At 72.1% G+C, this 22,248-nt stretch carries 21 protein-coding genes and 1 pseudogene; 14 read left to right on the top strand and 8 right to left on the bottom strand.

Annotated elements, in window-relative coordinates:
• Positions 1-226 precede the first annotated feature (226 nt).
• The 4 genes from ACZ6TU_RS21740 (at position 227) to ACZ6TU_RS21725 (ending at position 4,124) form a co-directional block, all read left to right on the top strand.
• Positions 227-1,288 carry a segregation and condensation protein A gene (locus ACZ6TU_RS21740; RefSeq protein WP_469550322.1) on the top strand — a complete coding sequence of 354 codons (1,062 nt, stop codon included), beginning with the start codon at positions 227-229 and terminating at the stop codon, positions 1,286-1,288.
• A complete protein-coding gene (gene scpB, locus ACZ6TU_RS21735; RefSeq protein ID WP_467675850.1) occupies positions 1,285-1,971 on the top strand; it encodes an SMC-Scp complex subunit ScpB in 687 nt (228 codons plus the stop codon). Before ACZ6TU_RS21740 ends, scpB begins: the two co-directional genes overlap by 4 nt.
• Entirely contained in the window at positions 1,971-3,032 is a 1,062-nt protein-coding gene (locus tag ACZ6TU_RS21730; RefSeq protein WP_467675848.1) for a pseudouridine synthase, read from the top strand. The genes scpB and ACZ6TU_RS21730 overlap by 1 nt, the downstream gene beginning before the upstream one ends.
• Before the next feature lie 72 nt (positions 3,033-3,104).
• A complete protein-coding gene (locus tag ACZ6TU_RS21725) occupies positions 3,105-4,124 on the top strand; it encodes an ADP-ribosylglycohydrolase family protein (protein WP_467675846.1) in 1,020 nt (339 codons plus the stop codon).
• A 119-nt stretch (positions 4,125-4,243) separates the two neighbouring features.
• Here ACZ6TU_RS21725 and ACZ6TU_RS21720 read toward each other — a convergent pair whose 3' ends face one another.
• The gene (locus ACZ6TU_RS21720) at positions 4,244-4,672 is read right to left on the bottom strand and encodes a Rieske (2Fe-2S) protein (RefSeq protein WP_467675845.1); all 429 of its coding nucleotides are present in this window, start codon (positions 4,670-4,672) and stop codon (positions 4,244-4,246) included.
• Positions 4,673-4,851: 179 nt separating this feature from the next.
• On the opposite strand from ACZ6TU_RS21720, the gene aroH reads away from it, so the two are divergent.
• The 5 genes from aroH to der all read left to right on the top strand — a co-directional run bounded on the left by aroH (position 4,852) and on the right by der (position 9,313).
• Complete coding sequence (gene aroH, locus ACZ6TU_RS21715; RefSeq protein ID WP_467675843.1) at positions 4,852-5,214, top strand: chorismate mutase; 363 nt, start codon at positions 4,852-4,854, stop codon at positions 5,212-5,214.
• A complete protein-coding gene (locus tag ACZ6TU_RS21710) occupies positions 5,211-6,296 on the top strand; it encodes a prephenate dehydrogenase (RefSeq protein ID WP_467675841.1) in 1,086 nt (361 codons plus the stop codon). The genes aroH and ACZ6TU_RS21710 overlap by 4 nt, the downstream gene beginning before the upstream one ends.
• A gap of 115 nt (positions 6,297-6,411) precedes the next feature.
• On the top strand, positions 6,412-7,092 hold the full coding sequence (gene cmk / locus ACZ6TU_RS21705) for a (d)CMP kinase (protein WP_467675839.1): 681 nt from the start codon (positions 6,412-6,414) through the stop codon (positions 7,090-7,092).
• Positions 7,089-7,736: a lysophospholipid acyltransferase family protein gene (locus ACZ6TU_RS21700; protein ID WP_469550315.1), complete on the top strand. Its 648-nt coding sequence runs from the start codon at positions 7,089-7,091 to the stop codon at positions 7,734-7,736. The genes cmk and ACZ6TU_RS21700 overlap by 4 nt, the downstream gene beginning before the upstream one ends.
• 80 nt (positions 7,737-7,816) lie before the next feature.
• Positions 7,817-9,313 (top strand): ribosome biogenesis GTPase Der, encoded by a 1,497-nt coding sequence (der, locus tag ACZ6TU_RS21695; protein ID WP_469550312.1) that lies wholly within the window; start codon positions 7,817-7,819, stop codon positions 9,311-9,313.
• A 60-nt stretch (positions 9,314-9,373) separates the two neighbouring features.
• On the opposite strand, the gene ACZ6TU_RS21690 is transcribed toward der, so the two are convergent.
• Both ACZ6TU_RS21690 and ACZ6TU_RS21685 read right to left on the bottom strand, forming a co-directional pair.
• Positions 9,374-9,763 carry a hypothetical protein gene (locus tag ACZ6TU_RS21690; RefSeq protein ID WP_469550309.1) on the bottom strand — a complete coding sequence of 130 codons (390 nt, stop codon included), beginning with the start codon at positions 9,761-9,763 and terminating at the stop codon, positions 9,374-9,376.
• Between the two features lie 86 nt (positions 9,764-9,849).
• Positions 9,850-10,632, bottom strand: coding sequence for a hypothetical protein (locus ACZ6TU_RS21685; RefSeq protein WP_467675831.1), 783 nt, complete (start codon positions 10,630-10,632; stop codon positions 9,850-9,852).
• 542 nt (positions 10,633-11,174) lie between these two features.
• Here ACZ6TU_RS21685 and ACZ6TU_RS21680 point away from each other — a divergent pair.
• Positions 11,175-11,816 (top strand): LysM peptidoglycan-binding domain-containing protein, encoded by a 642-nt coding sequence (locus ACZ6TU_RS21680; RefSeq protein WP_467675829.1) that lies wholly within the window; start codon positions 11,175-11,177, stop codon positions 11,814-11,816.
• A gap of 71 nt (positions 11,817-11,887) precedes the next feature.
• Here the strand turns inward: ACZ6TU_RS21680 and ACZ6TU_RS21675 are convergent, their stop codons facing one another.
• From ACZ6TU_RS21675 to ACZ6TU_RS21665, 3 genes are read right to left on the bottom strand one after another with little or no spacing between them, the layout of a single operon-like run.
• Positions 11,888-12,529, bottom strand: coding sequence for an ATP-binding cassette domain-containing protein (locus ACZ6TU_RS21675; RefSeq protein WP_469550304.1), 642 nt, complete (start codon positions 12,527-12,529; stop codon positions 11,888-11,890).
• Positions 12,526-15,201, bottom strand: coding sequence for an ABC transporter permease subunit (locus ACZ6TU_RS21670; protein ID WP_467675825.1), 2,676 nt, complete (start codon positions 15,199-15,201; stop codon positions 12,526-12,528). Before ACZ6TU_RS21670 ends, ACZ6TU_RS21675 begins: the two co-directional genes overlap by 4 nt.
• Positions 15,202-15,210: 9 nt before the next feature.
• On the bottom strand, positions 15,211-15,699 hold the full coding sequence (locus ACZ6TU_RS21665) for a hypothetical protein (protein WP_469550301.1): 489 nt from the start codon (positions 15,697-15,699) through the stop codon (positions 15,211-15,213).
• Positions 15,700-15,842: 143 nt separating this feature from the next.
• Here ACZ6TU_RS21665 and ACZ6TU_RS21660 point away from each other — a divergent pair, with 143 nt between their 5' ends.
• The 3 genes from ACZ6TU_RS21660 to ACZ6TU_RS21650 are packed head-to-tail and all read left to right on the top strand — an operon-like array spanning position 15,843 to position 18,747.
• Positions 15,843-16,406, top strand: a complete 564-nt coding sequence (locus tag ACZ6TU_RS21660) for an MTB12 C-terminal domain-containing protein (protein ID WP_467675821.1) — start codon at positions 15,843-15,845, stop codon at positions 16,404-16,406.
• Positions 16,381-17,667, top strand: coding sequence for an ABC transporter substrate-binding protein (locus tag ACZ6TU_RS21655; RefSeq protein ID WP_467675819.1), 1,287 nt, complete (start codon positions 16,381-16,383; stop codon positions 17,665-17,667). Before ACZ6TU_RS21660 ends, ACZ6TU_RS21655 begins: the two co-directional genes overlap by 26 nt.
• 39 nt (positions 17,668-17,706) lie before the next feature.
• Positions 17,707-18,747 carry a helix-turn-helix transcriptional regulator gene (locus ACZ6TU_RS21650; protein ID WP_467675817.1) on the top strand — a complete coding sequence of 347 codons (1,041 nt, stop codon included), beginning with the start codon at positions 17,707-17,709 and terminating at the stop codon, positions 18,745-18,747.
• Here the strand turns inward: ACZ6TU_RS21650 and ctaD are convergent.
• Positions 18,746-20,317 (bottom strand): annotated as a pseudogene (ctaD, locus tag ACZ6TU_RS21645) (aa3-type cytochrome oxidase subunit I); the annotation flags it as partial. The gene ACZ6TU_RS21650 and the pseudogene ctaD sit on opposite strands and share 2 nt — an antisense overlap.
• Before the next feature lie 431 nt (positions 20,318-20,748).
• On the opposite strand from ctaD, the gene ACZ6TU_RS21640 reads away from it, so the two are divergent.
• A complete protein-coding gene (locus tag ACZ6TU_RS21640) occupies positions 20,749-20,964 on the top strand; it encodes an I78 family peptidase inhibitor (RefSeq protein WP_469550297.1) in 216 nt (71 codons plus the stop codon).
• 100 nt (positions 20,965-21,064) lie between these two features.
• Here the strand turns inward: ACZ6TU_RS21640 and ACZ6TU_RS21635 are convergent, their stop codons facing one another.
• Positions 21,065-22,057: a phosphatase PAP2 family protein gene (locus ACZ6TU_RS21635; RefSeq protein WP_467675813.1), complete on the bottom strand. Its 993-nt coding sequence runs from the start codon at positions 22,055-22,057 to the stop codon at positions 21,065-21,067.
• Between the last annotated feature and the right edge of the window lie 191 nt (positions 22,058-22,248).

Here is a 22,248-nt window from a genome sequence, read left to right as displayed (position 1 = left end):
GACCGGGGCTGCCGGGTCGGGCGTGTGGTCCGCGGAGGCAGCGGCCGGCGCGCAGGCGTTGGTTGCCGAGGAGCCGCCCGTCGTCGTGGAGCGACAGACCCCTGCCGGGCCTGCCGGTCCCGGGGCGGGCCGTGAGGGCGTTTCCCCGGAGGGAGACGACGCGTCCGGGCCTGGGCCCGAAGCGGGTCAACCGGCGGCGGGGCGTGAGCATCCCGCCCTCGGGCCGGTGGCTGCGGTTGAGACCGCCGCCCCGGCCGCCGAGCCCGTCGAGACCGGGTCCCGGCGCGAGGCGTTCCCTTCCGCTCCTGGGACCGATGCCGACGCCGAGGCCGCCGTTCCGGAGAGGGAAGACGAGGGTGTTCCTCCGCAGGCCGAGGCCGAGGCCGAAGCCGGGGTGGCCCCCGGAGCGCAGGCCCCGCGGGGGCGGAGCGAGTCGGGGGGCACCGCCCAGCCCCCGGCCGGAGGTGCCGACGGCGATGACGGGGTCTTCAAGGTCCGGCTTGCCAACTTCGAAGGGCCCTTCGATCTGCTGCTTCAGCTGATCTCCAGGCACAAGCTGGACGTCACCGAGGTCGCGCTGTCGAAGGTGACCGATGAGTTCATGGCGTACATCCGGGCGATGGGGCCGGACTGGGATCTGGACGAGACGACCGAGTTCCTCGTCGTCGCGGCCACGCTGCTCGATCTGAAGGCGGCGCGGCTGCTGCCCGCCGCCGAGGTGGAGGACGAGGCCGACCTCGCGCTGCTCGAAGCCCGGGACCTGCTGTTCGCCCGGCTGCTCCAGTACCGGGCGTACAAGCGGATCGCCGACATCTTCAGCGGGCGGCTCGACGACGAGGCCCGGCGCTATCCGCGTACCGTCGGGCTCGAACCCCACCATGCCGAGCTGCTGCCCGAGGTGGTCATCAGCATCGGCGCGGAAGGGTTCGCCAAGCTCGCCGTGAAGGCGATGCAGCCAAAGCCCAAGCCGCAGGTGTACGTCGACCACATCCACGCCCCGTTGGTCAGCGTGCAGGAGCAGGCCGCGATCGTCGTCGCGCGGCTCAGGGAGCTCGGCGAGGCCGGCTTCCGGGAGCTCGTGGCGGACACCGACGACACATTGACCGTCGTGGCCCGGTTCCTCGCGCTGCTGGAGCTGTACCGCGAGAAGGCCGTCGAGCTGGAGCAGGAGACCGCGCTCGGTGAACTGCTCGTGCGGTGGACCGGCGGGGACGGGGACGAGACGCCGACCGTCACGGACGAGTTCGACCGGCCGCCCGAGCCGCCGAAGGAGGAGAAGAAGGCATGAGCCAGGAAGCCACCGAGGTCCCGGCCGGGTTGCGTGCCGTCGCCGATCTCGATCTCAAGCCCGCTCTGGAGGCCGTCCTCATGGTCGTGGACGAGCCCGCTACCGAGGAGCACCTCGCGAAGATACTGGAGCGGCCGAAGCGCCGGATCGCGGACGCGCTGCGCGAGCTGGCCGACGAGTACACCGTCCAGGGCCGCGGCTTCGAACTGCGGTTCGTGGCGAACGGCTGGCGGTTCTACACCCGCGCCGAGTACGCGCCCGCCGTCGAGCGGTTCGTGCTGGACGGCCAGCAGGCCCGCCTCACCCAGGCCGCCCTGGAGACCCTGGCCGTCGTCGCCTACCGGCAGCCGGTCAGCCGCAGCCGGGTCTCCGCCGTACGCGGAGTCAACTGCGACGGCGTCATGCGCACCCTCCTCCAGCGCGGTCTGATCGAGGAGGCGGGCACGGAACTCGAAACAGGTGCGATCCTGTACACGACGACGAACTACTTTCTGGAGCGGATGGGCCTGCGCGGTCTGGACGAGCTCCCGGAACTCGCGCCCTTCCTCCCGGAGGCGGAGGCGATCGAGGCCGAGACCCAGGAAGGCGTACCGTCGTTCGACCCGGACGCGCCTGATGACGACGTGCCGGGCCGCCCGGTCACCCCGGGTACCGACGACGAAGACGACCAGACGGAACTTTGATGCGAAGCAGCGGCAGCGGCAAGAGCGGCGGGCGCGGTAACCACCGCGGCGCCGGCAACGACAGGGACCAGAAGCAGGGGCAGGGCCGCCCCCGCAAGCCCCGCCCGGAGGAGCGCCGCTACGACGTGGGCCCCGGAGCGACGAAGGACGGCCCCAAGGCCGGACGCGGCGGCGCCGCGCGCGGCGGAGCCAAGGGCGGGCCCAAGCAGCCCCAGAAGGGCGGTCGTACGGCCCCGGCGCGCCCCCGCGAGTACGAGGCGAAGATCGAGGAGCGCAACCGCGACCGGTATGCCGGGAAGAAGGACGTCAAGCTCCCCAAGACCTTCCCGGGCGCCGAGCAGGAGGGCGAGCGCATCCAGAAGGTCCTCGCCCGCGCGGGCTTCGGCTCCCGGCGTGCCTGCGAGGAGCTGATCGAGGAGGCCCGGGTCGAGATCAACGGCGAGATCGTGCTGGAGCAGGGGCGGCGGGTCGACCCGGAGAAGGACGAGATCAAGGTCGACGGGCTGACCGTCGCCACGCAGAGCTACCAGTTCTTCTCGCTGAACAAGCCCGCCGGGGTCGTCTCCACCATGGAGGACCCGGAGGGGCGGCAGTGCCTCGGTGACTACGTCACCAACCGCGAGACCCGGCTCTTCCACGTCGGCCGGCTCGACACCGAGACCGAGGGTGTCATCCTGCTCACCAACCACGGCGAGCTGGCCCACCGGCTGACCCACCCCAGGTACGGCGTGAAGAAGACCTACCTCGCGCACATCGTCGGCCCGATCCCGCGCGATCTGGGCAAGCAGCTCAAGGACGGCATCCAGCTGGAGGACGGCTACGCGCGCGCGGACCACTTCCGGGTCGTCCAGCAGACCGGCAAGAACTACCTCGTCGAGGTCACCCTCCATGAGGGCCGCAAGCACATCGTGCGCCGGATGCTCGCGGAGGCCGGGTTCCCGGTCGACAAGCTGGTCCGCACCGCCTTCGGCCCGATCACCCTCGGCGACCAGAAGTCCGGCTGGCTGCGGCGGCTGTCCAACACGGAGGTCGGCATGCTGATGCAGGAAGTCGATCTCTAGGCTTACGGGGACACCCCGAGTGCCGAGAGTTCCCCGTGTCCTTCAGGGCGCGGGGACGGAAGGACTTCTGACATGGCCACGCTCGTCTACAAGCAAGCCGCCACCGGAGCGCTGACCGGCCTCGCCCTCGGGGACGCACTGGGGTATCCGACCGAGTTCAGCGACGTACCGTCGATCGTCGCCAGATTCGGCCCGTGGCGGCGGCTGGAGCTGCCGGCACCGGCGCTCGTCACCGACGACACGCAGATGACGCTGGCGCTCGGCCGGGGCATCCGGACGGCGATGGACCGGGGTGTACTCGAGCCCGAGGGGATGGCCGCCGCCGTACGGCAGGAGTTCATCGCCTGGAACCGCTCTCCGGAGAACAACCGCGCTCCCGGCAACACGTGTCTGCGGGCCTGCGCCCTGCTGGAACATGCTGACCGCCCCTGGCAGGACGCCAGTCAGATCCACTCCAAGGGCTGTGGCGCCAACATGCGTGTCGCGCCCCTGGGGCTGGTTCCCGGTCTGAGTGACGAACAGCGCGCGGGTGCCGCCCAGTTGCAGTCCGCCCTCACCCACGGGCACCCCACCGCGCTCGCCGCGTCCGACCTGACCGCGCACGCCGTTCGGCTGCTCGCGGAGGGCGCCGAGCCGGCCGGGCTGGTCGGTCTGCTCCGCTCGTACGCCCTGGAGAACCGCAGCCACTACCACGAGCGCTGGCTCGGCGACCTGTGGCGCCGGGCCCAGGATCCGAGCCCCGAGCAGTTCATCGCGCGCGGCTGGGACGAGTGCCTGGCGATTCTCGACCGGCTCCGGCACGCCGTGGGCACCGTCTCGCCCGAGGCCGACCCGTGCCTGGCCACCGGCGAGGGCTGGATCGCCGAGGAGGCACTGGCGACCGGTCTGCTGTGCTTCCTGCTCTTCGCCGACGAGCCGCTCACGGCCCTGCGCCGCGCCGCCTGCACCGCCGGCGACTCGGACTCCATCGCCTGCCTGGCCGGCGCCTTCGCCGGCGCGTACCTGGGCGCCGAGGCCTGGCCGAACGAGTGGGCCGATCGCATCGAGTACCGGAGCGACCTGCTGACCCTCGGGGCGCTCTGGGACGCCTGATCAGGCCCTCGGACCGAGGATCGAGGACCGAGGCGCGGCGGGCGGGATGCTGGGGTCGGCGCGCAGGGCCGGCTCGCAGAAGGCTCTCGGGCCGCATGCCCGGGAGCGTGCGCGGGCCCTTACGTCAGCCGAACCGACTTTCCCTCCACGGTGATCTTCTCGGCGGGCAGCGGCCGCGTCGCCGGGCCGTGGGCCACCGAGCCGTCGGCGATGCGGAACTTGCTGCCGTGACATACGCAGTTGATGGTGCCGTCGGAGACGGACGCCACCGTGCAGCGCTGGTGGGTGCAGATCGCCGAGAAGGCCTTGAACTGGCCCTGCTCGGGCTGGGTCACCACGACTTCTTCCTCCTTGAAGATCTTTCCGCCGCCGACGGGGATCTCGTCCGTGGAGGCCAGCTCCTGGCCGGCCGTCTCCTGGCCGGTGGGTGAGCTCGTCGACGCGGAGCCGTTGTCGTCACCGCCCCCGCCGCAGGCCGCGACGAACGCCAACGCGCCCGTCGCGCCCGTCGCGAGGAGGACCGTGCGGCGTGTGGTCTCGTAGGTCATGTCGTCACTCCGAAGGCGCCAAAGAGGGATAAATCGGAATTCTCTCTGCATCTTGGCATCGAAATGCCCAGGAGGCGGCAATGCCGGTGTCTCATCGGACGGGCGCCGCGCACCCCGGCCGCGCGGGCTGACTAGGCTTGACACCCAGAGCGACACACACGCCAGCAAGGAGCAACGCCGTGGCGGTACGAGCGGTCCGGGGCGCCGTCCAACTCGAACGGGACGAAGCCGGGCACATGGACGAGCAGGTCGGAGCCCTGCTCACGGCCATCCTGGAGCGCAACGACCTCACCGCCGAGGATCTGATCAGCGTCTGGTTCACGGCCACGCCCGACCTGCACAGCGACTTCCCGGCGGCCGCCGCCCGCAAGCTCGGCATCGTGGACGTCCCGCTGATCTGCGCCCAGGAACTGAACATCGAGGGCGCCATGCCGCGCGTCGTTCGCGTCCTCGCGCACATCGAGTCGGACCGGCCCCGCGCCGACATCGCCCACGTCTACCTCGGCGCCGCTGCCGCCCTGCGCAAGGACATCGCCCAGTGAGAACCGCACTCGTCATCGGTACCGGGCTCATCGGCACGTCCGCCGCCCTCGCCCTGTCGCAGCGGGGCGTCACCGTGCACCTCGCCGACCACGACGCGGAGCAGGCCCGTACGGCTGCCGCGCTCGGCGCCGGTACGGACGAGGTGCCGGACGGGCCCGTCGACCTCGCGATCGTCGCCGCCCCGCCCGCGCACGTGGCCGACGTGCTCGCCGACGCCATGCGCCGCGGCGTGGCGCGCGGCTACCTCGACGTCGCCAGCGTCAAGGGCGGGCCGCGCCGTGAGCTGGAGGCACGCGGCCTCGACCTGACCGCGTACCTCGGCACGCATCCCATGTCGGGCCGCGAGAGGTCCGGCCCGCTGGCCGCCTCCGGCGACCTCTTCGAGGGCCGCCCCTGGGTGCTGACCCCGACCCGGGACACCGACACCGAAGTGCTGAACCTCGCCCTGGAACTGGTCTCGCACTGCCGTGCCGTGCCGGTCGTGATGGACGCCGACGCCCACGACCGTGCCGTCGCTCTCGTCTCCCACATGCCCCACCTGGTCTCCAGCCTGGTCGCCGCACGCCTGGAGCACGCCGAGGAGGCCGCCGTACGGCTGTGCGGGCAGGGCATCCGGGACGTGACCCGGATCGCCGCCTCAGACCCCCGGATGTGGATCGACATCCTCTCCGCGAACCCCGGGCCGGTCGCCGACCTGCTCACGGACGTCGCCGCCGACCTGGAGGAGACCGTGCGGGCCCTGCGTGCCCTCCAGTCCTCCGACGAGGACAAGCGCCGTGACGGCACCACCGGCATCGAGGACGTCCTGCGGCGCGGCAACGCGGGACAGGTCCGCGTCCCCGGCAAGCACGGATCCGCCCCGCGGGTCTACGAGGTCGTGGCTGTGCTCATCGACGACCAGCCGGGACAGCTGGCCCGGATCTTCGCGGACGCGGGCAGGGCCGGCGTCAACATCGAGGACGTGCGCATCGAGCACGCGACCGGGCAGCAGGCCGGTCTGATGCAGCTGATGGTGGAGCCGAAGGCGGCACCCGTACTGAGCGCCGCACTGCGGGAGCGGGGCTGGGCGATCCGGCAGTAGTGCATGCTGGATGTGGCTGACCGACGCGCGGCCGGACGAGTGACCCGCACCCAGTAACCTTGTGCGGGGCAGTCGCGCCCTCACCCCGCCAGCCCAGTCCAGGAAGGTCCCCACTGTGGAAAGCGCCACGCCAGTGATTGTCGCCATCGACGGCCCCGCCGGCACGGGCAAGTCGAGCACGTCGAAGGCCGTGGCGGCGCAGCTCGGTCTGAGCTACCTGGACACCGGCGCCCAGTACCGGGCGATCACCTGGTGGATGGTGAACAACGGCATCGACATCGATGACCCGTCCGCCATCGCCGCCGCGGCCGGCAAGCCCGAGATCGTCTCCGGCACCGACCCGGAGGGGCCGACCATCACGGTCGACGGCGTCGACGTGGCGGGCCCGATCCGCACCCAGGAGGTCTCCTCCAAGGTCAGCGCGGTCAGCGCGGTGCCCGAGGTGCGCGCCCGCATCACCGAGCTGCAGCGCTCGATCGCGTCCTCCGCGAAGAACGGCATCGTGGTCGAAGGCCGGGACATCGGCACGACCGTGCTGCCGGACGCCGACCTGAAGATCTTCCTCACCGCCTCCGCGGAGGCGCGTGCCGCCCGCCGCAGTGGTGAGCTGAAGGGCGCCGACGTGCACTCCACCCGCGAGGCCCTGATCAAGCGGGACGCCGCCGACTCCGGCCGCAAGACCTCGCCGCTGGCCAAGGCGGACGACGCCGTCGAGGTGGACACCACCGAGCTCACGCTGGCCCAGGTCATCGAGTGCGTCGTCACCCTCGTCGAGGAGAAGCGGGCCGGGAAGTGACCGAACTGCCTTCTCCGCGGGGCGCCGAGGTCGGGCGGCGCATCGGCGTCGGCCTGATGTACGGGCTGTGGAAGCCGCGCGTGCTCGGCGCATGGAAGGTGCCCGCGAACGGCCCGGTGATCCTCGCGGTCAACCACTCCCACAACATCGACGGCCCGATGGTCATGGGCGTGGCACCCCGGCCGACGCACTTCCTGATCAAGAAGGAGGCGTTCGTCGGCCCGCTCGACCCGTTCCTGACTGGCATCGGCCAGCTGAAGGTGGACCGCGACACCACCGACCGCACGGCGATCACCCGGGCGCTGGGCGTGCTGGAGAACGGCGGCGTGCTCGGCATCTTCCCGGAGGGCACCCGGGGCGAGGGCGACTTCGCCTCGCTGCGCGCCGGGCTCGCCTACTTCGCGGTGCGCAGCGGTGCGCCGATCGTGCCGGTCGCGGTGCTGGGAAGTACCGACCGACCGGGACGGTTGATAAAGGGGCTGCCTCCGCTGCGGTCCCGCGTCGACGTCGTCTTCGGGGAGCCCTTCGAGGCGGGCGACGGCAGCGGGCGCCGTACGCGCACGGCGCTGGACGAGGCGACCGGGCGCATCCAGAAGCAGCTCGCCGCCCACCTGGAAAACGCCAGGCGCTTCACCGGGCGCTAGGCAACACTGAGTAGTGGATCAGCCCGCGAGACAGCGGGTACTCCACCGACCACCACGATGAACGACGAGGTACGGACTTCATGAACGACCACATCCAGCCCGACGGCTCGGACGCGTACGAAGGTGCGCCCGAGCACGACCACGGGGCGCTCGGCGACGCCGAGTACGCGGAGTTCATGGAGCTCGCCGTGGAGGAGGGCTTCGACCTCGAGGACGTCGAGGGCGCGATCGAGGAGGCCGGGCACGGCCCGCTGCCCGTCCTCGCCGTGGTCGGCCGCCCCAATGTCGGCAAGTCGACCCTGGTGAACCGCATCATCGGCCGCCGCGAGGCCGTCGTCGAGGACAAGCCCGGCGTCACCCGCGACCGTGTGACCTACGAGGCCGAGTGGGCGGGCCGCCGCTTCAAGGTCGTCGACACCGGCGGCTGGGAGCAGGACGTCCTCGGTATCGACGCCTCCGTGGCAGCCCAGGCCGAGTACGCCATCGACGCGGCCGACGCCGTGGTCTTCGTCGTCGACGCCAAGGTCGGCGCCACCGACACCGACGAGGCTGTCGTCCGGCTGCTGCGCAAGGCCGGCAAGCCGGTCGTGCTGTGCGCCAACAAGGTGGACGGCCCGAGTGGCGAGGCCGACGCGGCCTACCTGTGGTCGCTGGGCCTGGGGGAGCCGTACCCGGTCTCGGCGCTGCACGGCCGGGGCACCGGCGACATGCTCGACCAGGTCCTTGAGGTGCTACCCGAAGCGCCGCGCGAGACATTCGGCGGGGGCGGCATCGGCGGGCCGCGTCGCATCGCCCTGATCGGCCGCCCGAACGTGGGCAAGTCCTCACTGCTGAACAAGGTGGCGGGCGAGGAGCGCGTCGTCGTCAACGAGCTGGCGGGCACCACCCGTGACCCGGTCGACGAGCTGATCGAACTCGGCGGCGTCACCTGGAAGTTCGTCGACACGGCGGGCATCCGCAAGCGGGTCCACCTCCAGCAGGGCGCCGACTACTACGCCTCGCTGCGCACCGCCGCCGCCGTCGAGAAGGCGGAGGTCGCGGTCATCCTCATCGACGCCTCCGAGTCCATCTCGGTGCAGGACCAGCGGATCGTCACCATGGCCGTCGAGGCGGGCCGTGCGGTCGTCCTCGCCTTCAACAAGTGGGACACCCTCGACGAGGAGCGCCGCTACTACCTGGAGCGGGAGATCGAGACCGAGCTCGGCCAGGTGGCGTGGGCCCCGCGCGTCAACGTCTCGGCGCGCACCGGCCGCCACATGGAGAAGCTGGTCCCGGCAGTCGAGACGGCCCTGGCGGGCTGGGAGACCCGGGTCCCGACGGGCCGGCTGAACGCGTTCCTCGGCGAGCTGGTCGCCGCCCATCCGCACCCGGTCCGGGGCGGCAAGCAGCCGCGCATCCTGTTCGGCACGCAGGCGGGCACCAAGCCGCCGCGGTTCGTACTGTTCGCCTCCGGCTTCATCGAGGCGGGCTACCGGCGCTTCATCGAGCGTCGCCTGCGCGAGGAGTTCGGCTTCGAGGGGACGCCGATCCACATCTCGGTGCGGGTGCGCGAGAAGCGCGGCGCGAAGAGGAAGTAGCACGAAGCAGCGGAAGGGCGGCCCCAGCCGGGGCCGCCCTTCCGCTGTACGGTGCTCGCTTCAGACGCCGCTTCTCCGACCCGGCGGCAGTGCGGCCGGCACGTGGTGCATCCCCGTGCCGTGCGAGCCGATGGTCCCGACGCGCTGCCACTGCGGCTGCTGTCCGGCGGCGTGGCGGGCGCTCTGGGCACCCGCGCTGTAGGCATTGTACGAGCTGTTGTGCGAACTGCCGTACGAGTCCGTACTGTGCGGGAGGTTCCCGAAGGCGGTGAAGCCGAGTTTCTCCTCGCCGCTGCGGTCGCCGGGAAGTGCGCGGAAGGACTTGACGTACTCGGCGTAGAGCGCGTCGTAGATCGGCGTGGCCGATGGGCCGCACTGGGAGTCCTGAGCCGACCGTGCGGAGGGGATCGACGAGTAGGACTGGCGGCGGGGAACGTCGTATGCGTGCACGTATGTCCAAACGACCCCGCGGGTCAAGGGATGCGGCCCGGATACGGCTTTCGCGGGGGGTGCGGCCTGCCCGGGTGACGCGCCGCTCAGATGCCGGCGAGAGGCAGCGCGGCGGCGACCAGCTTTCCGTTGGCCGCCGCCTTGTCCAGCGCGTCCCGCAGCAGGTCCTCGCGCGGCTGGCGGCCGATCGAGCCGACCGGCGCGGCGAACATCAGCACCTGCTGGTGCTTGTTGGCGGCCGCGCGCCAGCCCTCGGTGACCTGGAGCGGCTGGTGGGCCTGCCACCAGGCCACCGGCTGGCCGCCGTTGCTGCCGGGCTGGAGCACCGCGTGCAGCCGGCCCACGGCGAGCAGCACGGACCAGCCGTGCAGCACGGGCGGCACGGCGGACAGCTCGGTCAGCGGCGTGAAGCCCTGCTCGATGAGCAGCGGCAGGAAGTCGTCGCCGGAGCCGGTGGTGCCGGGCCGGGCGATGGGCGCGGTCGGCTCCACCACCAGGGCCGGGTGCAGCTCCCCGGCGATCAGCACGAGTCCGCTGGTCACGCCGAGCACCGCCTGCTCGGGCACCACCTTGTCGGGCTCCAGGTCGACGGTGTCGCCGGTGATGGACTTCACGGCGCCCCGGAGCTGTTCCTCGGTGAGCTGGACGACCTGCGAGGGCAGGCAGCCGGCGTGGGCGAAGGCGAGGACGGCGGTCTCGTCCCCGATGAACAGGACGGTGCTGGTGCGCTCCTGTTCGGAGTCGCCCGGAGTGCGGCAGGACGTGCAGTCGTAACTGCCCGGGGCGGTCTCTCCGGCGAGCAGGCGGTCGGCTTCTTCGTCGCCGATCTCGGCGCGTACCTCGTCGCTGACGTCGAGCATGCGCGGCACGGGTGGCTCCCTCGGGGATGCGGTGCGTGGCAAGGCCGGGTGGCTCCCGGCCGTGGTCCGGGTGGGCCCGGCTCATGAAGAAGACAACGGGTGATCTGTGGCGGGAGTCACGCCCCAGAGCGAACGGAATCGAACCAACCAGCGCACAGGGTCACGCTCGGCGCGGAATCGCGCACTCACTGTCAAGTCCCCGCTCCGCAAAGGGTGTTGACGGGGTGAGGTGGGTCACAGGTCGTCAGGCGGATGGGTCGACATATCAGGAAATCCAGGAATGAAGTGGGTGTCCGGAATTAGCCGTTACCCGAGGTATCGGGGAACTGGCCTGGAAAGACGGACCACCGGTTGATGACGGCCCGCAACCTCCTTAGATTCCTCGGCCGTGTGCAGCGAGCACCGCTCGGGTACGTCCGCCGGCCGCGTGATTCTCCGGAACCACGCGCAGCACCACACCGGTGGACGGGGCGAGCGCGACCCACGCGCCCCATGGCGCGGGGAGTGGCGTTCCGCCTTGGGGGACCCCGAGTGTTTCGAGAGGGAACTACATGTCCGAATGTGCCGATACCACGCGCGACAACGCTCGGAAGAACCAGGTTCGTACGACGGCGGTCCTCGCCGGGGCGGCACTGCTCGCGCCCCTCGGACTGCTCGCCGCGACCGGAAACGCCGCGGCGGCTGACAGCGGAGTGTGGGACCGCATCGCCCAGTGCGAGAGCGGCGGCAACTGGCACATCAACACCGGCAACGGCTACTACGGCGGACTCCAGTTCGCCGCCTCCACCTGGCGCGCCTACGGCGGCACGGCCTACGCGCCCACCGCCGACCAGGCGAGCAAGTCCCAGCAGATCGCCGTCGCCACCAAGGTCCAGCGCGCCCAGGGATGGGGCGCCTGGCCGGCCTGCTCGGCACGCGCCGGGGCGAGCGGCAGCGCACCCGCGGCGTCCGCGGCCGACCCGGTCACCTCGGTCAAGCCCGCTCCGGCGAAGCCCTCGCAGACGCCGGCGCGTTCCACGGCACACCCGGACCGCGGCTCCTCCCGCGGCGACTACACCGTCCGCGAGGGCGACACGCTGAGCGGCGTCGCCGCCCGGCACGGGACCACCTGGCAGCACCTCTACGCCGCCAACAAGGCCGCCATCGGAGGCGATCCCGGCCTGATCATGCCCGGCCTGCGCCTCGAACTCTGAAGCCGCTCCCGCTCGCCGGGACACGCGGGGCCCCGTCCGGCCGGCCGGACGGGGCCCCGCGTGTCTCCGGCTCACGGTCCGAGCTCGCTGGCCTCCCCGGCGAACACGACGGACCCACGGCGCAGTTCGTACACCAGGACCGGCCGGTCCCGCAGGGCGGGCGGCAGGCGCTGCTCGGCGACCACCACGCACGCGTCGAGCGCGCTCAGCAGCCCGTAGGTGCGGGCCGCGACCGAGGGCGACATGCCCTGGGCGGGCTCGTCGACGAGCACCACGCGCGCGCGTGCCGACAGCACCCGGGACAGGGCGAGCATGCGCTGTTCCCCGCCGGAAAGAGTGCCGGCACGCCGCTCCAGCAGGGGCCGCAGCTGCGGATAGGCGTCGAGGGCAGGGCCGTGGTCCGGGGCGGCGAGTTCGAGGTTCTCGCGCACGGAGAGCGAGCCGAACACGGCCTGCCGCTCCGGCACCAGGCACAACCCGCGCCGGGCGCGCTCGTACGCCGGTACGCGGGTCACGTCGGCGCCGTCCCACACCACGGCGCCGCCCGACAGGGGCACCGTTCCGGCCAGGGCGCGCAGGGCCGTGCTGCGGCCGGAGCCGTTGCGGCCCAGCAGCACGGTCAGGCCTGGACCGGGGGCGGCGAGGGTGACGCCGTGCAGGGCCTCCAGCGGGCCGTAGCGCACGCGCGCGTGGCGCAGGGAGACGGTCGTCATCGCCCGGCCGCCGTTCCCAGGGCGTCCAGGACGTGCCCGGGCGGGCCGGAGGCGACGATCCGGCCCGCCGTCATCACGTGCACGACGTCGGCGAGGCCGGCGACCAGGTCCAGGTCGTGCTCGACGACGAGCAGGGCAGTGCCGTCGGCGGCCAGGGCCTTCAGGACCCGGGCGAGAGCGGCCACTTCGGCGGTGTCGAGGCCGGCGGCGGGCTCGTCGAGCAGCAGGACGCGCGGGGCGCCCGCGAGGGCCCGGGCCAGTTCGACGCGGCGCAGCGTCCCCGTGGGCAGGTCGGCGGCGGGCTGCGCCCGTACCGGCCCGTCCAACCCGAGCAGCCTGAGCGTCCGCTCCACGGCGCCCGGGTCGGTCACCCGGCCCTGTTCGGCGCCCACCCGGACGTTCCCGGCCACGGTCAGCGACGGGAAGACGGCCAGTCGCTGGAAGGTCCGCGCGACACCGAGCCGGGTGCGGGCGTGCGCGGGCAGGGCGGTGATGTCCCTCCCGCCCAACCGCACCTCACCGCGCGCGGGCCGTAGCGTGCCGGCCAGACAGTGGAACAGAGTGCTCTTTCCCGCCCCGTTGGGACCCACGACCGCGGTGATCCGGCCGGGGGAGACGTCGAGGTCGACCCCGTCGAGGGCGGTGAAGCCGCCGTAGTGGGCGTGGAGGCGGCGGGCGGTGAGGAGAGGAGAGGCGGGGGCGGACGGTGTGGATGTGTCCGGGGAGGCCGGCGGCCGTCCGCTCCGGTGGCGTGCCGCACGTGTGGTCACTCCTGTCGCTGTCGCGCCTGCGGGCACCGGCGCCGCCCGGACCGCCCGCCGCTCCGCCGGGCGCAGCAGCCCGCGGGCCCGGGTTCCCGCAGGTGTAAGGGCCGGTCTGCGGCGCAGGCGTTCCGCCGCTGTCCGCAAGGACTCGTACGGGCCGCCGGGGAAGCGGCCCACGAGGACCGCCAGGACGCCGATCACAGCCGCCGCCACGCCGCCGCGCGTGCCCGCGTCCAGGCCGACCAGGAGGGCCGCGGCGGCGATGGCGCCGAGGGTGCTGTCGGCACCCAGCACCACGACCGCGGCGAACCACAGCAGACCGCGCACGGGGTCGTAGGCGGTGGGATCGAAGGCACGCAGGCCCATGCCGAGCATGCCGCCGCCCAGCGCGGCGAGCGCGGCGCCCGCGACGAAGGCGAGCAGCTTGAGGGACGGCACCCGGACGCCCGCCGCCTGCGCCCCCGCCTCGTGGTCCCGCATCGCCGCGAGGGCCCGGCCCGTCCGCCCCCGGCGCAGCGCGTGCGTCGCCAGCAGTGCGAGTGCCAGCAGGAGCAACTCCAGGACGTAGTAGGCGCGGTCCCCGTCGAAACCCGCCGGGCGGCCCAGCGACAGGCCCGACGTGGCGTACGGCTGGGCGAAGACGAAGCGGCTCACGCCCACCCCGACGGCGAACGTCGCCAGCGCCAGGGCCAGACCCCGGCGGCCGATCGCCGGCCAGCCCGTGAGCAGGCCGAGCGGTGCCACCAGGACGACCGCCACCGCGAGGGCCGCCAGCTCCGGCATGGCCGGCAAGGCCGGGAAGCGGCCCGCCGCCAGCAGCGCGGTGAACAGGGCGCCCAGACCCGCGTACGCCGCCTGCCCCAGGGAGATCTGGCCGCCGCGGCCGGTGACCACCACCAGGGACAGCAGGACGACGGCCAGCGCCGGCACCTGGATCGACGTGTGCAGGTCCCGGCCGGCCAGGCCCAGCGGCAGCAGGAACAGCACGGCCGCCACGATCCACGCGCCGGGCGGCGTCGGAACCCGGGCGGTGGCCGTGCGCGGCAGCGCGTCACGTGTGCCCACGCCCGGCAGGACCAGGGCCGCGACCAGCAGGGCGACGACGAACAGGTTCGTGCCGGCCGCCTGGAGCAGCGGCGCGCCCCACCCGGACGGGTGCAGCCGCGTGAGCTGACTCTGCGCCACCCCGACGCCCAGCGCCACCACCACCGCGACCGGCAGGCTTCGCATCCGCGCGGCCACCGCGACCGCCACCACCTCCATGACGAGCAGCGGCAGCCCGTACGGGTCGAGACGCACGTACGGCGCCAGCAGTACGCCGGTCAGGCCCGCCGTGAAGGAGCCGAAAGCCCAGCCCGCCGCCGCGACCCGGTCCGCGTCGATGCCGCCCAGCACCGCGAGCTGCCGGTCGTCGACCACGGCCCGCAGCTCCCGCCCGAACCGCGTCCGGCGGACGACCGCCGCGACCCCGGCGGCCAGCACCAGCACCACCGCCAGCTGCCCCCACGGCTCGTCCGGCACCAGCTCCGGCGCGTCGTCCCGCGCCCCCTGCCCCCACAGCAGCGCAGCCCCGCCCACCAGCAGCACGAACACCCCGATGGACGCCACCAGCGTCTGCGCGGGGTCACCGCCGAGGACCGCCAGAGGCCGGAAGACGAACCGTTCCAGTACGACGCCCAGCCCCGGCGCCAGCACCAGCAGCGTCACCGCGGCTCCGAGCCACAGCGGCCAGCCCCACTCGACCACGCACTGCCGCAACGCGTATGCGCACACCATCGCGACCGCGCCGTGCGCGAAGTTCAGCACGCCGGTCGCGCGGTACGTCACGATCAGGCCGATCCCGGTCAGCGCCGCCGCGCTGCCGACCGACAGACCTGCCAGGGTGAGGTCGTACGTCAGCGAGGACATCGGCCGGGCTCAGTCGGTCTCTTCGGTGGGCTCGCAGATCGGGCACGGGCCCAACTCGCCGCTCGCCACCAGCTTGGAGTCCACCGGAACCGCCTCCGCCTTCCCCGCGACCAGCGGGCAGTCCGCGCGGTGCCACAGCGTGCCGCCCGGCACCATCAGCAGCTCGCCGCTGACCGCGAGGGGCGCGAGCGCGGCCTGCCCGGTCTCGACGGCTGCCTGACCGGCATCGTCGGGCTCGGCCGCCACCAGCAGGCCGTACAGCTCCTCCACGCGCGCGGCGGCGATCGAGCTCCGGCCGTGGGCCAGCAGCACCGCTCCCGAGATGATCAGGGCCGCGCCGGGAACCGTGCAGGAGGCGAGGTAGGGCAGCTGCCGTTCGGCGAAGCGCTCCCCGGAGACGCCGTACCAGCCGACGACGCACAGCACCGCACCGGCGGCCAGCGCCGCCCAGCCGGCCCAGAGGACGGGATGCACGGTCCGCAGTCGGCTTGTCCGCATCGCTGGCTCCCACACGTCGGTTGTCCGGGCACGCGCCTGGCCGCCTGTTCAAGTCCGCCGATCGCTTGCACTATGCCCCTTGGAAGCTGACCCTGAAAGCACCGGGCGCACATGGCCCGGACCGACACCCGGTGGTGAGCCAGATGGTTCTCGGCAGCGACCTCAGGCGGGGGAACGCGACACGGGGCCCACGAGCCGCGGGACGGGGTACGGCGATCACGGCCGCCCTGGTCCTGGCCCTCGCCCCGGCCCTCGCGGCATGCACCGACGACGACGGCGGCGGCAGCCAGGCCACGCCGCCCCAGCCGACCGCGGACCGGACCGCGAGCGCACCGGCCAGCGCGCCGGCGGACCGGGCCGCGGCCGAGACGGAGATCAGGCAGAACTGGCAGAAGTTCTTCGACCCGAAGACCTCGACCCAGGACAAGCAGGCCGTCCTTGAGAACGGCGACCGGATGGGCCCCGTCCTTGAGGCCTTCAGCGGCGACGAGCGCGGCGGGCAGGTCCAGGCGAAGGTCACCAAGATCGAGTTCACCTCGGCGACCGAGGCGGACGTGACGTACACGCTCACCCTGAAGGGCGCCACCGCCCTGCCGGACGCCTCCGGGACGGCCGTCGAGCAGGACGGCACCTGGAAGGTGTCCGCCAAGACGCTGTGCGCGCTGGTGCAACTGAGCGGCAATGCGTCGCCGGTCCCGGGCTGCTGAGGCCCTCGCCGCGGTGCTGCTGCTCGCCCTGAGCGCGGCCTGCGGCAGCCGGCTCCCGGAGAGCGACTTCGAGCACGACGGCCGCACCTCCGCGCCCCGCGACTCCCCGCCCCTGCGGGTCGGCATCATCACCAGCGCCACCAGCCCGGTCGGCGGCGCCGCCTTCACCGGCCCGCGCGACGGCGCCGAGGCGTGGTTCGACCGGCTCAACGCGCGCGGGGGCATCGACGGCCGCCGCGTGGAGGTGCGCCGGTGCGACGACGGCGGCAGCGGCGTCGGCAACAACGAGTGCGTGCACCGGCTGGTCGAGGAGGACAAGGTGGTGGCCCTGGTCGCCACCACCGCCCTGGACTACGCGGGCGCCTCCCGCGTCTCACGCGCGCGCGTGCCCGACATCGGCGGCCAGCCCCTCGGCAGCGCCTACGACACCTACCCGCACCTCTACGGCATCTACGGCAGCCTCGCGCCGCGCGACGGCACCACCGGCTGGGACGGCAAGCTGTACGGCGGCACCGAGGTCTACCGTTACTTCAAGCGCGCGCACGGTGCCCGGACCGCCGCCGTCGTCTCCTACAACCAGTCCGCGTCCGCCGCCTACGCCCGGCTCGTCGAGCGGGGCCTGCGCGCCGAGGGCTACAAGGTCGTCACCGAGCAGGTCGACTTCGCCCTGCCCAACTTCCGCGCCGTCGCGGCCGACCTGAAGGAACAGGGCGCCGACCTCGTCTTCGACGCCATCGACAGCCACGGCAACGCCCGGCTGTGCCAGGCCATGGACGAGGCCGGTGCCGACGTCACCGCCAAGGTGACCAACGTGCAGAACTGGACGTCCGCCGTCGCCGACGCGTACAAGGACGCCCCGCGCTGCCGCAACGCCCTCTGGGCGACCGGCTCCAGCCGCAACGTCGACGACACCGGCCATCCGGCCGTACGGGAGTTCCGCGAGGCCACGAAGGACCTGAAGACGCACTCGCAGTGGCAACTGGAGGGCTGGGCGGCCGCCCGGTGGTTCACGGACGCCGCCAAGTCCTGCGCGAGGACGGGCATCACGCGCGCGTGCGTCGACGCCTACATGAGCCGCAGCGAGGGATACACCGCGGGCGGACTGCTTCTGCCTGTCGAGTTCGAGCGGCGCCCCGAGCCGCCGAGGACCAGCCGGACCTGCCTGTCGGTGGCCCGCTGGCAGGACGGCAAGGGCTGGGTCGGCCAGGGGGACATGAACCGCACCTGCTTCGACGTCCCGCAGCTGGCCTACGAGCCTTGAGGACAGCGGCTGTCCGCAAGGGCTGGCAGACTCGCCTCCATGTTGGAGACCTCGGCACGCCTGCTGCGCCTGCTGTCCCTGCTCCAGGCCCACCGCGAGTGGTCCGGCCCCGACCTGGCCGAACGGCTCGGCGTCAGCGCCCGCACCCTGCGCCGGGACGTGGACCGGCTGCGCGAACTCGGCTACCCGGTCAATGGCAGCCCCGGCACGGGCGGCGGCTACCAGCTGGGGGCGGGCGCCGAACTGCCGCCGCTGCTGCTGGACGACGACGAGGCCGTCGCCGTGGCGATCGGGCTGCGCACGGCGGCCGGGCAGGGCATCGAGGGCATCGGCGAGACCTCGGTACGGGCCCTCGCCAAACTGGAACAGGTGCTGCCGAACCGGCTGCGCCGCCGCGTGGGCGCCCTCAACGCCTTCACCGTGCCGATGCTGCGCGGCCCCGTGCCCGACGCCGTCGACCCGGCCGTGCTGACCGAGCTCGCCCACCTCTGCCGGGACGCCGAGCGCCTGCGCTTCGAGTACCGCGGCCACGACGGCACCCAGAGCCGCCGCAGTGTCGAACCGCACCGCCTGGTGTGCACCGAGCGCCGCTGGTACCTGGTCGCCTGGGACCTCGACCGGGAGGACTGGCGCACGTTCCGCGTGGACCGCATCACGCCCAGGCCACCGCACGGGCCGCGCTTCGAGCCGCGCGAGGCGCCCGCCGAGGACCTCGCCGCCTACGTCTCCCAGGGCGTCTCCACGCGCGTGTACGCAGCCCACGCCGTCGTGCGGCTCCTGGTGCCCCTGGAGGAGGCCACCGCGCACATCTCGCCCAGCGCCGGGGTGCTGGAGCCGGAGGGCCCGGACAGCTGCCTGCTGCGCTGCGGCGCCGGGAGCCTCGACGTGATGGTGATCCACGTGGTGATGCTGGGCTTCGAGTTCGAGGTGCTGGAGCCGGTCGGGCTGATCGACGCGATCAGGAGGACTCGGGACCGGCTTGATGGGGCTCTGGCTCGGGCTGCGCAGTCACCGCCGCGTACTGCGGATGGTGCAGGTCGAACGCCGGCGACTCCGACCGGATCCGGGGCAGCGCCGTGAAGTTGTGCCGGGGCGGCGGGCACGAGGTCGCCCACTCCAGGGAACGACCGTAGCCCCAGGGGTCGTCGACCTCGACCTTCTCGCCGTACTTGGCGGTCTTCCACACGTTGTAGAGGAACGGCAGCGTCGACATGCCGAGCAGGAACGCGCCGATCGTCGAGACGGTGTTGAGCGCGGTGAACCCGTCCGCGGCGAGGTAGTCGGCGTACCGGCGGGGCATGCCCTCGGCGCCCAGCCAGTGCTGCACCAGGAACGTGGTGTGGAAGCCGACGAAGAGCGTCCAGAACTGGATCTTGCCGAGCCGCTCGTCGAGCATCTTCCCGGTGAACTTCGGCCACCAGAAGAAGAAGCCGGCGAAGATCGCGAAGACGACGGTGCCGAAGACGACGTAGTGGAAGTGCGCCACCACGAAGTACGTGTCCGTCACGTGGAAGTCCATCGGCGGCGACGCGAGGATCACCCCGGTCAGCCCGCCGAGCAGGAACGTCACCAGGAAGCCCGTCGCCCACAGCATCGGCGTCTCGAAGGACAGCGAGCCCTTGATCATCGTGCCGGTCCAGTTGAAGAACTTCACGCCCGTCGGCACCGCGATCAGGAAGCTCATGAAGGAGAAGAACGGCAGCAGTACCGCGCCCGTGGCGAACATGTGGTGCGCCCACACCACCATCGACAGGCCGGTGATCGCCATCGTCGCGCCGACCAGCGTCAGATAGCCGAACATCGGCTTGCGGCTGAAGACCGGGATGATCTCCGTGATGATGCCGAAGAACGGCAGCGCGATGATGTACACCTCGGGATGGCCGAAGAACCAGAACAGGTGCTGCCACAGGATCGCCCCGCCGTTGGTCGCGTCGAAGACCTGCGAGCCGAACCGCCGGTCCGCCTCCAGCACCAGCAGCGCCGCCGCCAGCACCGGGAACGCCATCAGGATCAGGATCGACGTGAACAGCGTGTTCCAGACGAAGATCGGCATCCGGAACATCGTCATGCCGGGCGCGCGCATCCCGATGATGGTGGTGATGAAGTTGACCGCGCCGAGGATCGTGCCGAAGCCGGACAGCGCCAGCCCCATGATCCACAGATCGGCCCCGATGCCCGGAGTCCGCTCCGCGCTGTTCAGCGGGGCGTAGGCGAACCAGCCGAAGTCCGCCGGGCCCGAGGGCACCAGCAGCGAGCCGAGCACGATCAACCCGCCGAAGAGGAACAGCCAGTACGAGAACATGTTCAGCCGCGGGAAGGCGACGTCGGGCGCGCCGATCTGCAACGGCATCAGCTCGTTCGCGAAACCCGCGAAGGTCGGCGTCGCGAACAGCAGCAGCATGATCGTGCCGTGCAGCGTGAAGGCCTGGTTGAACTGCTCGTTGTCGATGATCTGGAGGCCGGGGCGGGCCAGCTCGGCGCGCATCAGCAGCGCCATCACGCCGGCGACGAGGAAGAACAGGAACGACGTGATCAGGTAGAGGTGGCCGATCTTCTTGTGGTCCGTCGTGGTCAGCCAGTCGACCACCACCCGCCCGTGCTTCTTCCTCGGCACGGGCCGCGCCGTCGCCTGTACGGTCTGCGTCCCCATCGCTCGCTCGCCCCTTCGCTCATCGCGTGCCGGGCCCGCCGAAGCCCGCGCCACACGTACGCGCGAGCTCACGCCATGATGCTCGCGTCACCGAGCGCTCCGACAGGGGGGCGTACCGGCCTCTCTGTGCCGAATCCATGCATTTCCTGTGCGGCGGCGGCTCCACCGGCCCGGTGCGGCGCCGGAATGGAATGGGGCCCCGAAGTCACTTCTCCCGGAACTTTCCGCCGGGCTTTTCCATGGGCTCATGTGACACGCGGGAATTACGATCGAATGCCTGCGGAAGGCCTATGAAACCGCTCGTCCGTGTGACGGACAGCGCCCGAAACACCTGTCGTGATCTTGTGACAGAAGCGTGACAGGGGAGGGACAGGGACAGGGGGAACCGGCCCGGACTTCCGTGGTCGCCGGGCGCGGCATAGCGTGGCGGCATGGCATCGATTCCGACACCTTCCGCGGAACCCGACGACAGCCCGGACACCTATGTCGGCCTGGAGGCCGGCCGGGCCGAGCACCTCGCGCGTGAGCGCGGCTGGCCGACGGTGCGCTCGCTGCCGCCGGGGGCGATCATCACGATGGAGTACCGCGTGGGCCGGCTGAACTTCGAGGTGAAGGGCGGCCGGGTGGCGCGGGCCTGGAAGGGCTGAGACACCGCGAAGGCCCCGGTTCCGCTCCGGAACCGGGGCCTTCGCCGTGCCGGGACGGGGTGTGCGCACCGGTCCGCCGTCCGTCGTGGTCAGCCACCCGTCAGGGGCGGGCCGAGGAGGATGCCGAGCCGCGTGGATGCCGCTCCGTGTGCGGCGGGCGGCGGCTGCCCGCGGGGGTGATCGGTGAGCGCTCCGAGCGGGCCGTGTGCGGTCCCGGCGCCAGGTAGGCCGGGGCCCGGGGCGAGCGGGCCGCGACGTCGTCCCGGTCGGCGGTCAGCGGCGTGACCATCACGGGCGGCGCGCTGGCCGGGCCGGCGGCCGACGCCGTACGGCTCCGGCGGGCCCGCCAGCGGTCGCGCAGGTCGAAGATCCTCGCCTCGGAACGGGCGATCAGCGGCTCGAACCACGGCAGGCCGAGCAGGATCAGCAGCCCCGCGACCCAGCCCAGCAGCACATCGCTCAGCCAGTGCGTACCGAGGTAGACGGTGGCCATCCCGACGCCGAGCGAGGTCACCGCGGACACGGCGGACAGCCAGCGCTGCGCTCTCGCCGTGGAGGCCAGGTAGGCCAGGATTCCCCAGGTCACCACGGCGTTGGCGGTGTGACCACTCGGAAATATATCGCCGCCGCGCCACATCTCGTTCGAGCCGATCACGGTCGCGTAGTGCGGTCCCAGGCGGCCCATGCCGTACTTGGCGGCGCCGACCGTGATGTTCAGCAGGAGCAGCGAGACGCCGAGGGCGAGGAGCGGGCGCAGGGTGTGCTGCCGCCAGGAACGCCAGCCCAGCCAGGCCGCGACCATCACGGCGGTCGGGCCGCGCTGGCCGAGCACCACGTAGTAGTCGACGAACCAGTGGATCTCCGACCACTGCTGGTACGGCCGGAAGAACATGACCTGCCAGTCGAGCCGCACCAGCCAGGACGTGATGATCACGGCCCACACGATCGCGCCGTAGAAGGCCAGGGTCGCCGCGAAGAGCACGATGCGGTGCCTGCTCATCTTCGGCACATCGATGTGGGCCGGTCGTTCCGGCTCACGGTCCAGCCGGGCGAACACCCGGTCCAGACGGGTGAGCTTCGGTTCGGTACGCACCCAATCGACGTTACAGCGAGTGAGCTCGGATCCCTGGCGAATCAACGGCTTTGTGATGACGATGTGATGTGGGATTCCTCTCAGGAGGAGGTTTATTTCCAGCGAATCCCTAACCGCCGGGCCCTGCGGCCTTCAATTCCTTTGATCATTCCGGATGCGGTTTTATTGAGCTTTTGAATTCGTTCACCGGG

It is taken from the genome of Streptomyces sp. NPDC052064, assembly GCF_055585925.1.
The sequence above is the reverse complement of the archived record's forward strand: the minus strand, read 5'-3'. Positions and strand labels throughout refer to the sequence as shown.